This window comes from Modestobacter sp. URMC 112, assembly GCF_053502575.1.
This window is the reverse complement of the sequence record NZ_CP199957.1, coordinates 1,196,271-1,210,536: the sequence shown is the minus strand read 5'-3', so window position 1 is coordinate 1,210,536 and position 14,266 is coordinate 1,196,271. Positions and strand designations below refer to the sequence as shown.

Annotated in this window: 11 protein-coding genes; all 11 read right to left on the bottom strand. The window is 75.5% G+C overall.

Annotation, left to right across the window (positions count from 1 at the left end):
* Nucleotides 1–125: 125 nt before the first annotated feature.
* The 11 genes from ACWIX6_RS05780 to ACWIX6_RS05730 all read right to left on the bottom strand — a co-directional run bounded on the left by ACWIX6_RS05780 (nt 126) and on the right by ACWIX6_RS05730 (nt 14,140).
* Complete coding sequence (locus ACWIX6_RS05780) at nt 126–1,160, bottom strand: methionine synthase (protein ID WP_448615889.1); 1,035 nt, start codon at nt 1,158–1,160, stop codon at nt 126–128.
* A 38-nt stretch (nt 1,161–1,198) separates the two neighbouring features.
* Nucleotides 1,199–3,052: a bifunctional metallophosphatase/5'-nucleotidase gene (locus ACWIX6_RS05775; protein ID WP_448615888.1), complete on the bottom strand. Its 1,854-nt coding sequence runs from the start codon at nt 3,050–3,052 to the stop codon at nt 1,199–1,201.
* A 72-nt stretch (nt 3,053–3,124) separates the two neighbouring features.
* A complete protein-coding gene (mnmA, locus tag ACWIX6_RS05770; RefSeq protein WP_448615887.1) occupies nt 3,125–4,222 on the bottom strand; it encodes a tRNA 2-thiouridine(34) synthase MnmA in 1,098 nt (365 codons plus the stop codon).
* Complete coding sequence (locus tag ACWIX6_RS05765) at nt 4,222–5,412, bottom strand: cysteine desulfurase family protein (RefSeq protein WP_448615886.1); 1,191 nt, start codon at nt 5,410–5,412, stop codon at nt 4,222–4,224. The genes mnmA and ACWIX6_RS05765 overlap by 1 nt, the downstream gene beginning before the upstream one ends.
* Before the next feature lie 16 nt (nt 5,413–5,428).
* A complete protein-coding gene (locus ACWIX6_RS05760; RefSeq protein ID WP_448615885.1) occupies nt 5,429–6,826 on the bottom strand; it encodes an MFS transporter in 1,398 nt (465 codons plus the stop codon).
* Between the two features lie 218 nt (nt 6,827–7,044).
* Nucleotides 7,045–8,007 (bottom strand): electron transfer flavoprotein subunit alpha/FixB family protein, encoded by a 963-nt coding sequence (locus tag ACWIX6_RS05755; RefSeq protein WP_448615884.1) that lies wholly within the window; start codon nt 8,005–8,007, stop codon nt 7,045–7,047.
* A 33-nt stretch (nt 8,008–8,040) separates the two neighbouring features.
* On the bottom strand, nt 8,041–8,820 hold the full coding sequence (locus ACWIX6_RS05750) for an electron transfer flavoprotein subunit beta/FixA family protein (RefSeq protein WP_448615883.1): 780 nt from the start codon (nt 8,818–8,820) through the stop codon (nt 8,041–8,043).
* A 143-nt stretch (nt 8,821–8,963) separates the two neighbouring features.
* Nucleotides 8,964–10,064, bottom strand: coding sequence for a PLP-dependent cysteine synthase family protein (locus ACWIX6_RS05745; protein WP_448615882.1), 1,101 nt, complete (start codon nt 10,062–10,064; stop codon nt 8,964–8,966).
* A gap of 4 nt (nt 10,065–10,068) precedes the next feature.
* Entirely contained in the window at nt 10,069–10,854 is a 786-nt protein-coding gene (locus ACWIX6_RS05740) for an enoyl-CoA hydratase/isomerase family protein (RefSeq protein ID WP_448615881.1), read from the bottom strand.
* A 72-nt stretch (nt 10,855–10,926) separates the two neighbouring features.
* Nucleotides 10,927–12,420, bottom strand: coding sequence for a glycosyltransferase family 39 protein (locus tag ACWIX6_RS05735; RefSeq protein WP_448615880.1), 1,494 nt, complete (start codon nt 12,418–12,420; stop codon nt 10,927–10,929).
* Nucleotides 12,421–12,541: 121 nt separating this feature from the next.
* Nucleotides 12,542–14,140: an NAD(P)/FAD-dependent oxidoreductase gene (locus tag ACWIX6_RS05730; protein ID WP_448615879.1), complete on the bottom strand. Its 1,599-nt coding sequence runs from the start codon at nt 14,138–14,140 to the stop codon at nt 12,542–12,544.
* Nucleotides 14,141–14,266 lie beyond the last annotated feature (126 nt).

Here is a 14,266-nt window from a genome sequence, read left to right as displayed (position 1 = left end):
GCCGGGTACGACGGTGAACCGGGGAACGGGCCGGGCGCGACCCCCGCGGGTGACGACGCCCGTTGTGCGCCCCGGGTCGTGTCAGCCGCCGGATGACGACGATCGGCGCACAACGGCGACGAGGGTCACTCCGGCAGCAGGTACCTCGCCGCCTCGCGGACGTGGGTCATCGCGGCGCGGGCGTACGCCGGGCTCGCCCCGGCCATCCCGCAGGCGGGCGTGAGGGTGACCGCGGTGTGCAGCTGCTCGGCGGGGAACCCGAGCTCCCGCCACCATGCCTGCAGCCGGGTGGCGGTCGCCTTGGGAGCCGGCAGCGTCGCGTCGGTGGCGGGCACGACACCGAGCAGGAGGTGGGTGCCCGCCTCGACGGCCGTCCCGACGGCGTCCAGGTCCTGCACCAGCCCGTGGTCGAAGGAGAGTCCGGCCGCGCCGGCGACCCGGAACAGCCCGAGCGGCGCCCGGGAGGCGCAGCAGTGCACCACCACCGGCCCCGGCAGCCGGCGGACCAGCCCGGCCAGGCCCTCCTCGACCAGGTGGGACTCGACCGCGGGCAGCTTGCCGAAGCCGCTGGCGGTGGGCAGCCCGCCCTGCAGGACGGCGGGCACCGACGGCTCGTCCAGCTGGACCACCACGGCGGCGCCGGGCACCCGGGCGGACACCGCGGCCACGTGCGCCGCCAGGCCCTCCGCCAGGGACTGGGCCAGGTCCCGGCGGGCGCCGGGGTCGACGACGGCCCGGTCGCCGCGGGTCCGCTCCAGCCCGGCGGCCAGCGTCCACGGTCCGGCGGCCTGCACCTTGAACGGGCCGGTGTAGTCCGCGGCGACCTCGAACAGGGCGTCCAGGTCACGTTCCACGACCTCGTGGGCCCGGCGCAGGTCGTTGCCCGGTCGCGCCACCAGCCGCCACCCCGCGGGGGTCAGGTCCACGGCGACGTCGACCAGCAGCGCCGCGGTCCGGCCGATCAGGTCCGCGCCCGGTCCGCGGGCGGGCAGCTCGGGCAGGTGCGCGAACCCGGGCAGCTCCCCGGTGACCAGCCGCAGCGCCTCGGCCGGGTCGGTCCCGGGCAGCGACCCGACGCCGGTGGCCGGCCCCCACCGTGGTGACTCCCCCGCCCCGTCCCGGGGTCCGTCGAGGGGTCCTTCTCCAGTCGTCGAGGCCACGGCGCCGACGGTAGCCCGCCGGCACCGGCGCCCTGACCTCAGCAGGTGGGCGCGGCCACCAACACGGCGTGGTCGCCGGCCGGCGGGGTCAGCGGTGAGTTCGCCGCCAGGTACGCCACGGCGGTGTCGACGTCGACCGGGCCGGTGACCGGGTCGGTCCCGCCGGTGAACGCGGTGAAGCTGTCGCCGCCACCGAGCAGGAACGAGTTGGCGACCACCCGGTAGGTCCCGGCCGGGTCGACCGGGACGCCGCCGATGGTGAGCGAGCAGTCGAACACCCGGTCGCCCTCGGCGCGGGCCGGGTCGTACTGGTACCCGAAGCCGTCCGACGTGGACAGCAGCAGCGTGCTGTCCCGGGTGGCCGAGGGGAACTGCTGCTCCAGCACGGCGTCGATGTCGGCGCCGGTCAGGGTCACCGAGTTGACCGTGTTGCTGAACGGCTGGACGTCGAACAGCTCCCGGTAGGTCACGTTCCCGTCGCCCTCCCCGGCCGGACTGCTCGCGAACGGGATGTCGGTGCGCAGGCCGCCGGGGTTCATGAACGCGACGACGGGCTCACCGAGCTCCGGCACGGCCCGGGCTCCGGCGAGCTGGGCGTTCGCCACGAACGTGCCGAGCACCGACTCGTCGTCCCGCACCGGGGCGCCGGTGGCGTCCCGCGCCCGCAGCAGGTCACCGGTCACCGACCCCACGACGACGTTCCCGGCCTCGGCGGCCCGGGTCGCCCAGTGGTCGACGATCGACTGGACGCCGGCGTCCGCCTGCCGACGGGTCACCGGGACGTTGGTGGCGGCGTAGGTGGCCGCGCGGTCGACGTCACCGGTCTGCCCGTCCAGGGTCAGCCGGATGTCGGTGACCAGCCGGCCGTAGAAGCCGGCCTGGGTCACCAGCCGCGGCTCGCCGCCGGGAACCGGGAGCAGGCAGTCGTAGGCCTGGTGGGTGTGCGCGCTGACGATGAGGTCGACCGCGTCGTCGACGGCGTCGTTGATCTCCGTGATCGGCCCGGTGAGCTGGTCGCAGCCGTTCGGGTCGAGCGCCGCGGGCCCCTCCGCCTCCCCGCCCTCGTGCACGAGGACCCCGATCGCCTCGATCCCCTCGGCCTGCAGCTCCGGCAGGTACCGGTTCACGGCCTCGGCCTCGTCGACGAACTCGACGTCGGTGATCCCGGTCGGCGCGACGATGGTCGGCGTGGTCTCGGTGACCACCCCGATGAGCGCCACCCGGGCCCCGGTCGGGGTGTAGAAGACCTGGTACGGCGGGAGCATCGGCTCGCCGCTCTCGGCGTCGAGGACGTTGGCCGCCAGGTAGGGGAAGTCCGCGCCGGTGAAGGCGTGCTCGTCGGTGCCGAAGCAGCCGTCGACCCCCGGTGTGACGCCCTCGCAGGCGGTCACGTCGTCGGTGAAGTGGCCGTCGGTGGCCGCGGAGATGCGGCGCAGCTCCTCGGTGCCCCGGTCGAACTCGTGGTTGCCCACCGACGAGACGTCCAGCCCCATCGCGTTGAGCACCTCGATGGTCGGCTCGTCCTTGAAGACGCTGGACTCGAACGGGGAGGCGCTGACCAGGTCACCGGCACCCACGAAGAACGACGCCGCCGAGCCGCCGGCCGTGCTGCGGAACGCCGACTGCAGTTCCCGGACCGTGACGGCCACGTTCGCCGAACCCCCGACCTCGGTGATCTCGTCGTCGTCCGTGCCGTAGGCGCCGTCCGGTCCCGGCGCGGTCACCAGCTCGCTGTCCCCGCCGCTGGTGAGCGAGATGCGGCCGTGGAAGTCGTTCATCGCGATCAGCTGGACGTCGACGTCCCGGGAGGTGGCCGAGGCCGCCGCGGGCAGGCCGGCGAGGGTGGCCGAGGCCGCCAGCGTCGCGGCGAGGGTGAGGCGGGTTCGGCGCACGGGTCCTCCATGACGAGAGTGCGGGGGCCGGTGGTCCGGACGCTAGCGGGACCCTCCTGGCGCCGCCACGCGTCAGTGGTGGACCGACGGCCGGCGTTCCCCCGCACGCGCCACCGCGCCCTGCCCGAGCACCCGGTCGCCGCGGGCGGCGTCCGGCGCGTACAGCACCGCGGACTGCCCCGGCGCCACCCCGCGCTGCCGCTCGGTCAGCGCGATGCGCAGGCCGCCGTCCTCGCTCGGGGTGACCTCGCACGGCACCGGGGTGCCGTGGGCGCGCAGCTGCACCTGGGCGGTGAAGGGGAGGTCCGGCACCGGGCCCGTCCAGGTGGGCGTGCCGGTGAGCACCTCGTCCACCCCGGCCTGGTCGGCGGTGCCGACGGTGACCGTCCGGGTGACCGGCTCGATGCCCAGCACGTACCTCGGCCGCTGGTCGCCGGCGGTGACGCCGAGGCCGCGCCGCTGGCCGATGGTGAACCCGTGGGTGCCGGCGTGCTCGCCGATCGTCTCCCCCGTGGCCGCGTCGACCACCGGCCCGGGCCGCGCACCCAGCCGCCGGCTCAGGAAGCCGCGGGTGTCCCCGTCGGGGATGAAGCAGATGTCGTGCGAGTCGGCCTTGGTGGCCACCGCGAAGCCCCGCTCGGCGGCGATCTCGCGCACCCGGTCCTTGGTGATCGAGCCGAGCGGGAACAGCGCACCGGCCAGCTGGTCGGCGGTCAGCACGGCCAGGACGTAGGACTGGTCCTTGGCCGCGTCCACCGACCGGCGCAGCTCGCCGCCGTCCAGCCGGGCGTGGTGGCCGGTGACGACCGCGTCGAAGCCGAGGGCGCGGGCCCGGTCCAGGACCGCGGCGAACTTGATCTTCTCGTTGCAGCGCAGGCAGGGGTTCGGCGTCCGCCCGGCGGCGTACTCGGCCACGAAGTCGTCGACGACGTCCTCACGGAACCGGTCGGCCAGGTCCCAGACGTAGAAGGGGATCCGCAGCTCGTCGGCCACCCGCCGGGCGTCGTTGGCGTCCTCGACGCTGCAGCACCCGCGGGCGCCGCTGCGCAGCGTCTGCCGGTCCGGAGACAGGGCCAGGTGCACCCCGGTGACCTCGTGGCCGGCGTCGACGGCCAGCGCCGCGGCGACGGCCGAGTCCACTCCCCCGCTCATCGCGGCGATCACCCGCATCAACGTCGTCCGGTCCCCGCCCGGCGGGCGCGCTCCACGACCGGGGCGATCACCTCGAGGACGGCGTCGACGTCGGCGTCGGTGGAGGTGTGCCCGAGGCTGAAGCGCAGCGAGCTCCGGGCCCGCGCGGCGTCGGCACCGGCGGCGAGCAGCACGTGGCTGGGCCGGGCCACCCCGGCGCTGCAGGCCGAGCCGGTGGAGCACTCGATGCCGCGGGCGTCCAGCAGCATGAGCAGGGCGTCCCCCTCGGCCCCGGGGAAGGACAGGTGCGCGTTGCCCGGCAGCCGGCCCGTTCCGCCGGCGACGACGTCGTCCAGCGGCGGGCCGTTGAGCTCGGCGTCGGGCACCTGCGCGACCACGCCGGCCACCAGCCGGTCGCGGAGCGCGGCCAGCCTCGGCGCCCGCTCGGTCCGCTCGGCGACCGCGGACACGGTGGCCACCGCCAGGCCCACGATGGCGGCCACGTCGAGGGTCCCGGACCGGACGTCGCGCTCCTGGCCGCCGCCGTGCAGCAGCGGGGTGCAGTCGGCGTCCCGGCGGAGCAGCAGCACCCCGGCGCCCATCGGCCCGCCGAGCTTGTGCCCGGTCATGGTGAGCGCGTCCACGCCGCTGGCGGCGAAGTCGACCGGCAGCTGCCCGACGGCCTGCACCGCGTCGGTGTGCAGCGGGACGCCGACCTCGTGGGCGACCGCGGCCAGCGCAGCCAGGTCGCTGACCGCGCCGATCTCGTTGTTGGCCCACATCACACTGGCGAGGGCGACGTCGCGGCCGTCCCCCAGGGCCTCGGCCAGCGCCCCGGGGGTGACCCGGCCGGTGGGCTCGACCCGGAGCCAGGTGACCTCGGCGCCGTCGTGCTTCTCCAGCCACTCGACGCTGTCCAGGACGGCGTGGTGCTCGGCCGGGCTGGCCACGATCCGGCGGCGGCGCGCGTCGGCGGTGCGCCGCGACCAGAACAGGCCCTTGACGGCGAGGTTGTCGCCCTCCGTGCCGCCTCCGGTGAACAGCACCTCCGACGGGCGGGCGCCGAGCGCCTCGGCCAGCCGCTCGCGGGACTGCTCGGCGACCCGGCGGGCCTCCCGGCCGCTGGCGTGCAGGGACGAGGCGTTGCCCACCCGCGCGAACTGCTCGGTCATCGCCGCCAGCACCGCCGGCAGCATCGGCGTGGTGGCCGCGTGGTCCAGGTAGGTCATGGCTGGTCCCGGTAGGTCATGGCGTGGCCAGGGTAGTCGCGTCCGCCGGCTCGGCCGCGGCCGCGACGGGGGCGGTCACCCGGCCGGCGACCCCGACGCCGATCAGGGCCAGGGCGGTGAAGCCCGCGACGGAGACGAGCACCGCGACGGGCATGGACACCAGCCCGGCGGTGGCCGCGGCCACGAGCACGCCGGCCACCCCGACGCACAGCGCCGAGGAGGTGACGTCGGAGATCTGCAGCGAGGCCGAGTCGGCGCCGCGCCGGTGCTCGGGCGACTGCTCCAGCAGCAGCACCCCGACGCTGGGCATGCCCAGCCCCATGCCCAGACCGGCCACGGTCCAGAACGGGTACGCGGGCCAGCCGCCGAGCGCCGGCAGCGCGGCCAGCGCCGTCCCGGTGAGCCCGACGGTGAGCAGCACGAACCCGGCGCGGAGCAGCCGCTCGCGCGGCAGGTCGGGACGCCGGCCCTGCAGCGCCGACGCGGCGGCCCAGCCGAGGGCCCCGGCGGTGAGCGGGAGGCCGGCCGCGGTGGGGGTGTAGCCGTGCACGGAGGACAGGGTGAGGGGCAGCAGGACGTCCATCCCGAAGAAGGCCCCGGCCAGCAGGCCACGCGAGGCGACGACGGCGGGCAGCCCCCGGCCGGCGCGGACGGTCCGGGGCGGCAGCAGCGGCCGCAGCCCGGCCAGCAGCGCGGCGAGCCCGACGGCGGCCAGCGGCAGGGACAGCAGGTCCAGCCGCTGGCCGGCGTACTGCAGGACGATGATGCCGAGCCCGGCGAGCGCGGCCCACCAGCGACGGGCCGGCACCGCGGGCCGCGGGTCCGCCGGCGCGGTGAGCCGGCGCCCCGCCGACATGACCAGCAGCGTGCCGAGCAGGATCAGCGGCAGCAGGCCGAGGAAGACCAGCCGCCAGCCGAGGTGCGTGGTCACCAGCCCCGACACGAGCGGTCCGACGAGCGCGGGCAGCACCCAGGCGGCGGAGAACACCCCGAACAGCCGGGGGCGCAGGGCCGGCTCGTAGGCCTGACCGGCGACGACGTACAGCAGGACGACGATGACCCCGGCGCCCAGGCCCTGGACGGCGCGGCCGGCCACCAGGACGCCCATGTCCCCGGCGACCCCCGCGGTGAGCAGGCCCGCGGCGAAGACGCCGACGCCCCAGGGCAGGGCGGTCCGCGGACCGCGCCGGTCGCCGACCTCGCCGCCGACGACCATCCCGACGACCGAGGTCACCAGGAAGGCGCTGAAGGCCCAGCCGTACCAGGCGAGGCCGTCCAGCTCGGCCACGGCGGAGGGCATCGCCGTCCCGACGGCCATCGACTCGAAGGCCACGAACGTGATGAGCATGAGCAGGCCCGTCGTGGTCAGCCGGTGCTGGGCGTCGAACACCCCCGCCGTCCGCCCGCTGGTCACCTCCCCGCCAACCCGCGGCCGGCCCACCTGCTTCCCGCCCTCCTGACACGAGTCGGGCGCCGGTCCCAGGAGGGACCGGCGCCCAACGCGTCGAGGCGGGGTCAGGCCTCGCCGCCGTTCCGTCGGCCCCCTTGCAGGGCCCCGCCGCTAGCGTCAGACGGCCTCGCTGCAGGGGCCCGCGCCGAGCGTCAGCGAGGCGTGGGGGGCAGCGAGGTCCTTCACTTGCGGGCGGCGATCTGCTCGGTGGCGGCCGGGACGACGGTGTTCAGGTCGCCCACGACGCCGAAGTCGGCGAGCTCGAAGATCGGCGCCTCGGGGTCCTTGTTCACCGCGACGATGGTCTTCGAGGTCTGCATGCCGGCCCGGTGCTGGATGGCCCCGGAGATGCCTACGGCGATGTAGAGCTGCGGGGACACCGTCTTGCCGGTCTGCCCGACCTGGAAGGTGTGCGGGTAGAAGCCGGAGTCCACCGCCGCCCGCGACGCCCCGACGGCCGCGCCGAGGGAGTCGGCCAGGCCCTCGATGAGCGAGAAGTTCTCCGCCGAGGCGACCCCGCGCCCGCCGGAGACCACGATGGAGGCCTCGGTCAGCTCGGGGCGGTTGGACTTCTGCTCCACCACCCGCTGGACCACCCGGGTCTGCTTGGCCTGCTCGGACACCGTCACCGCGACGGCCTCCTCGGCCGCGGCGGCCGGGGCCGGCACGGGGGTGACGGAGTTGCCGCGGACGGTGTAGATCGGCGTCCCGACCGTCACCTTGGAGTGCACGACCGTCGACCCGGCGAACGCGACCTGCGTCGCCGTCCCGTCGGGCTGGACGTCGGTGACGTCGGCCAGGAACCCGCTGCCGGTCTTGATCGCCAGCCGGCCGGCGACCTCCTTGCCCTCCGGGGAGGAGGGGATGACGACCGCGGCGGGGGACTTCTCGGCGACCAGCTGGGCGAGGACCTCGGCCTTGGGGGCGACCAGGTAGTCCTCGATGTCGGGTGACTCGGCGACGTACACCTTCGCCGCGCCGTACTCGGCCAGCGCGTCGCGGACCGTGGCGGCGGTGCCAGGTGCGCCCAGCACGACCGCGGACGGCTCCCCCAGCACCCGGGCCAGGGTGAGCGCCTCCAGGGTGGTCTTGCGGACACCGGTGCCGGCGGGGTTGAGCTCGACCGGGACCAACACTTCAGCCATGACTGCTTCTCCTCAGCGCTCTACGGGTCCGGGTCAGACGATCTTCTGCGCGGCCAGGTAGCCGACCAGCTTGTCCGCGCCGTCGCCCTCGTCGGTGACCTTCACGCCCTCGCCCTTGGGCGGGCGGCCGGCGAAGTCGAGCACCTGGGACGTCGCGGTCGCCAGGCCCACGGTGGACGGGTCGATGCCCAGGTCGGCCAGCGTCTTGTTCTCCACCGGCTTCTTCTTCGCCGCCATGATCCCCTTGAACGAGGGGTAGCGGGGCTCGTTGATGGTGTCCCAGGTCGACACGATCGCCGGCAGCGGGGCCTCGACCTCCCAGTACCCGCCGTCGGTCTGCCGCTCGATCTTGGCCATCGAGCCCTCGATCGTCAGCTTGCGCGCGCCCGACAGCTGCGGGATGCCCAGCCGCTCACTCAACAGCGCCGGCATCACCGACACCTGCCCGTCGGTGGACTCCGCGCCGCACAGCACCAGGTCGTACTGCATCTGGGACAGCGCGGCCGCGATCACCGCCGACGTCTGCGGCGCGCACGCGCCGTGCATCGCCGGGTCCGAGACGTGCACGGCCTTGTCCGCGCCCATCGACAGCGCCTTGCGGATGGCGTCCTTGGCGGTGTCCGGCCCCACGGTCAGGATCGTCACCTCGCCGCCGTGCGCCTCGCGCACGGTGAGGGCCTCCTCGATGGCGTACTCGTCCATCTCGTTGATCACGTTGTCCGCGGTCGCCCGCTCGACGGTGTTGTCCGCCGGGTCCAGCTTCCGCTCGGTGCCGGAGTCGGGGACCTGCTTGACCAGAACGACGATGTTCATCGTCAGACCATCCTCTGCGGTGGCTCGGGGCGCGGGCGACGGCCCGCCCTGCTGCGGACGAGGTTACTTCCGGGTAACGACGGCTGGGCAACCCGTGCCCGGGTGACCCCGGTCACCAGTCTCGCGCCCGGCCGGCGGGGACGTCAGCCGGCCGGCGCCCGCCACTCCCCGGTGCGGGTCAGGTGCTCCAGCGTCGCGGTGTACGGGGCGAGGTCCAGCCCCTGGGCGGCCACCCACCCGTCGTCGTGGTACGTGTGGGCGTAGCGCTCCCCGCCGTCGCAGAGCAGCGTGACGACGCTCCCGCCGCGGCCGGCGGCCACCATCTCCGCCACCAGGCCGAGGGCGCCCCACAGGTTGGTGCCGGTGGACGCACCGGCCCGGCGGCCGGTCACCCGCTCCAGGTGCCGCATCGCCGCCAGCGAGGCGGCGTCCGGGACACGGACCATCCGGTCGACGATCGTCGGTACGAAGGACGGCTCCACCCTGGGGCGCCCGATCCCCTCGATCCGCGACCCGCGGCCGGTCGCGGCCGGGTCGCCGTCCCGCCAGCCGGGGAAGAAGGCCGACCCCTCTGGGTCGACGACGGCGAGCCGGGTGGGCAGCCGGCGGTAGCGCACGAAGCGGCCGATGGTCGCGCTGGTGCCGCCGGTCCCCGCACCCACCACGATCCAGTCCGGGACGGGGTGGCGCTCGAGCCCCAGCTGCTCGAAGACCGACTCGGCGATGTTGTTGTTGCCGCGCCAGTCGGTGGCCCGCTCGGCGTTGGTGAACTGGTCGAGGTAGTGGCCGCCGCACTCCGCGGCGATCCGCCGGGCCTCGTCGTACACGGTGGAGGGGTCGGTGACGAGGTGGCAGCGGCCGCCGTGGAACTCGATCAGCGCGATCTTCTCCGGGCTGGTCGCCGCCGGCATGACGGCGACGAAGGGCAGCCCGAGCATCCGGGCGAAGTAGGCCTCGCTCACCGCCGTGGAGCCGCTGGAGGCCTCGACCACCGTGCTGCCCCGGCCCAGCTGGCCCGAGCACAGCGCGTAGAGGAACAGCGAGCGGGCCAGCCGGTGCTTGAGGCTGCCGGTCGGGTGCGTCGACTCGTCCTTCAGGTACAGGTCCACGCCCCACTCCGGGGGCAGCGGGAAGGCCAGCAGGTGGGTGTCGGCGCTGCGCAGCGCGTCGGCCTCGACCAGCGCGACCGCCCGGTCCAGCCAGGCCCGACCGCCCGCGTCGGACCGGTCGAGGTCGTCGGTCACCGGCTCAGCGGCCGGTGAAGGTGGCCTTGCCGGGCCCGTTCTCCAGGAAGGACCGCATGCCGGTCGCCTGGTCCTCGGTGTCGAACAGCTCGGCGAACAGCCGGCTCTCCAGCTCCAGGCCGGTGGCGAGGTCGCCGTCCCCGCCGCTGTCGATGGCCCGCTTGGCCGCGGCCAGGGCGAGCGGCGGCCCGGCGGCGAACTTGCGGGCCATCGCCACGGCCGTCGCGTACACCTCCTCGTCCGGGACGACGGCGTCGGCCAGGCCCATCTCCAGCGCCTCCTCGGCCCCGACGTGCCGCCCGGTGAACACCAGGTCCTTGGCCTTGGCCGGTCCGACCAGCCGGGTCAGCCGCTGGGTGCCGCCGGCGCCGGGGATCACGCCGAGCAGGATCTCCGGCTGGCCGACCTTGGCCGTGGAACCCATGACGCGGAAGTCCGCGCACAGGGCGAGCTCGTAGCCGCCGCCGAGGGCGTAGCCGGTGATGGCGGCGATGACCGGCTTGGGGACCTGGGCCACCGTGGTGAAGGAGACGGTCAGCTCACGGCCCCAGTCGACCATCCCGGCCTTGTCGAGCTCGGCCATCGCCTTGATGTCGGCCCCGGCGGCGAACACCCGCTCGCCCCCGTAGAGGACCACGGCCCGCACGTCGTCCCGGCCGGCGGCCTCCTGCGCCGCGGCCCGCACCTCCCAGTGCAGCTGCTCGTTGATGGCGTTCATCTTCGGTCGGTCGAGGCGGATGGTGCCCACCCCGGCCTCGACCTGCAGGGTCACGAACTCCGGCGCTGCCATGGTGGCTCCTGTCGGGAAGGGACGTCGTCGTCTGGAGGGCACCCTAGGGGAGCCGGCCGGGGCGGGTCCCGGTCAGCCGGGGAAGCGGTGCACGCGCATGCCCTCGGGCACCCCGGGGCGGCGCGCGACCACCGGGGCCGCCTCACCCCGCAGCTCGGTCAGCGCCTGCCGCAGGTCCCGGCAGTCCTGCTCGGACGGCACCCGGAAGCCCTCGCCGGTCACCACCCAGACGGCCTGCGCACCCGCCCGGGCGTCGAGTGCGGCCGCGGTCGACGCCGGGTCCGCCGCCGCGTGCCGCGCGGTGTAGTCGGTCCAGTCGACCCGGTCGGCGGGGCGCAGGTCGGGGTAGACGACCAGGTCCAGCCCCGGGGGCGCCAGCCGGCTCACGGACGGCCCCAGCTGGTCGGGGCAGAACGCGACGACGTCCCCGGGCGCGGCCTCCCGGACCAGCGCGGACGCCACCTCCCCGGCCTGGGTCCGCGGGGTGCGCACCGAGGACGCCGCCCCGCCCAGCCCCAGCAGGACGACGACCGCCGTGAGCACCGCGTACCCCCGCCGGCCGGGGACCGTGGCGAGCCCGCAGGCGACCAGGGCCAGGAAGGCCGGCAGGGCGACGCCGGTGTAGCGGCCGCTGACCGCGCTGCCGGTGACCCAGCTGACCAGTCCCCCGACGACCAGGGTGCCGGCCGACAGCGCCAGCAGCGTCCAGCGGGTGCGGCTCCGGGACGCCGCCAGGGCCAGACCCGGCCGGCCGGCGACGGCCGCGGGCACGGCGACCAGGGCGAGGACGGCGAGGCAGACCTGGGCGTGGGTGAGCAGCACCGCGGTGACGTCGGTACCGCCGTGCCAGGTCCGCAGCGCGGACGGGATCGAGGACAGGCCGCCGGTCCGAGCCCAGGGCGTGCCGGTGTGGGCCAGCTGGGAGCGCAGGCTGGGCAGCCACGGCAGGAACGCCAGGGCGCCGAGCGCCAGCCCGGTCAGCACCCGGACGGCCGGGGCGCGGTGCCGGCGCAGCGCCAGCAGGCAGGCGAGCCCGGTGACGGCGAGGAGGTGGACCGACCAGTAGTGGGTCAGCAGCAGCGCGGCCGCGCCGGCGGCGACCGCCAGCACCGGGGCCGGGCCGCCGCGGGAGACCGCCCAGCGGACGGCCAGCCCGCCGAGCAGCACGAGCAGGACCAGCAGCGAGTACATCCGCGCCTCGCTGGCGTACCGGACGGCGTAGGGCGAGGCGGCCAGCACCAGGGTCAGGGCCACCGCACCGCGACGGCCGGCCAGCTGCCGGCCCAGCAGCCACGCGACCGGCAGGGCGAGCACGGCGCAGAGGCCGGACAGCGCCCGCACCGCCGGAGCGCTCTCCCCAACGACGCCCGTCCAGCCGTGCAGCAGCAGGTAGTACAGCGGCGGGGAGCCGTCCTGGCGCAGCGCCGTGAGCAGTTCCGGCACCGGCAGCCGGGCGATCGCCACGCTCTGCGCCTCGTCCAGCCACAGGTCCGCGGGCGCGAGGAACCGGAGCACCACGCCGGTCAGGACCGCCGCGGCGGCCGCACCGGTGACCCAGCGGGGCACGCCGCCGCGCTCCCCGGAGCCGGGCGACGGCGCCCGCGCCACCGTCGCCGTGCCGCCGGCCCCCGTGCCCGGAGCGGGGGCGCCCGGGGTCACGGCGCCGGCCGCCCCGCTGCGGGGGACCTCAGGCGGCACGGACCGGCCGGCGCGGCCGGACCGGCGCGGCCCGGCCGGTGCCCAGCGCGGCGCTGGTGGTGCCCTCCGCGCCGGACCGGCCGTCCTCGGAACGATCGCCGTCCGGGTGGTCGGCGTCGGTCCGGGCCGCGGCGTCGGCGGGTGCGCCGCCCTCCTCGTGGTAGTCCGCCTCCACGTTGACCGCCCACACGTCGTGGCCGGCGCCGTCGAGGATGTTCTCCACGGTCAGCATCGCCGTCACCATCGAGTGGTCGGCGTTGTTGTAGCGGTGCATGCCGTTGCGCCCCACCGGGTGCACGTTTGGCGTCGCCTCGGCGAGCCACCCCCGGATGACGTCGACCTGCCGGTCGTAGCCCTCGTCGTAGACGGGGTAGGCCTTGGGCATCCGGACGACGTAGCCGCGCTCCACGACCCCGGCGGACACCAGCCCCAGCATCTCCAGCTCGCGGGTGGCCAGCGCCACCAGGTCGGCGTCCGCGGACTCCCACAGGTCGTCGCCCTCGTCGACGAAGTACTCCAGCCCCAGGCAGGTGCGTCCGTCCTTGACCAGGTACGGCGACCAGCTGCCGAAGTTCTGCACCCGGCCGACGCGGGCCTCCGGCGAGTGGACGTAGATCCAGTTGTCCGGGAACCCGGCGGACTCGGGCACCACCAGGGCGACGGTGAGGAAGTCCCGGTGGGTCAGCGCCCGGGCGGCGGTCTGCACGTGCTCGGGCGCCGGCGGGTCCATCGCCAGGACCAGCTCGGGCAGCGGCATGGAGCTGATCACCTCGGTGGCCGGCAGCCGCTCCTCCCCCACGGTCCGGCCGCGGCCGTCGGTGGTCCGGGCGTGCACGGCCACCACGCCGTCCTCGTCGCGCTCGAGCCAGGTGGCCTCGGTGCACATCCGGACCGCCCCGCCGGCGGCCCGGACCCGCTCGGTGGCCCGCTCCCACATCAGCCCGGGCCCCGTGCGCGGGTACTGGAACCGGTCGATCAGCGTGGTCACCGTCGTCCCGGACCGGCCCGGGCGCAGCGCGTGCAGGATCGCCGTCCCCAGCGACAGGTCCTTGATCCGCTGGGCCGCCCAGTCCGCCTGGATCTCGGTGGCCGGGATCCCCCACACCTTCTCGGTGTAGGTCTTGAAGAACATCCCGTAGAGCCGGCGGCCGAACCGGGCCGAGACCCAGCCCTCGAAGTGCGACTGGTCCTTCGGGGGCCGGACCCGCGCCGCGACGTAGGAGACCACGCAGCGCACGGCCTCGACCAGCCCCAGGTTGCGCAGCGCGTTCATCGGCTTGAGCGGGTAGTCGAACAGCGTGCCGGCGTAGAGGATCCGCGACAGCCGGGGCCGGGACAGGAAGTCCTCACCGAGCACCTCGTGCCACCAGGCCTCGACGGCGGGCACCTTGGTGAAGAAGCGGTGACCGCCGATGTCGAAGCGCCACCCCTCGCGCTCGACCGTGCGGCTGATGCCGCCGACCACGTCGTCGGCCTCGAGGACGGTCACCGGCATGCCACGCCGGGTCAGCTCGTGGGCCGCGGTCAGGCCGGCCGGGCCGGCGCCGATGACCACGACGTCGGGCCGGGCGGTGGGAGACAGGGGCACGGGACCTCCGAACACGGGCCACCGGCCGCGGTGCTCGCGGGCGGTGGACAGGACGAGGCCTGCGTCCACGGGGCTGACGGACGCGGGCCGGCACAGGGCGACGGCGCAGCGACAGGCAACCGTACT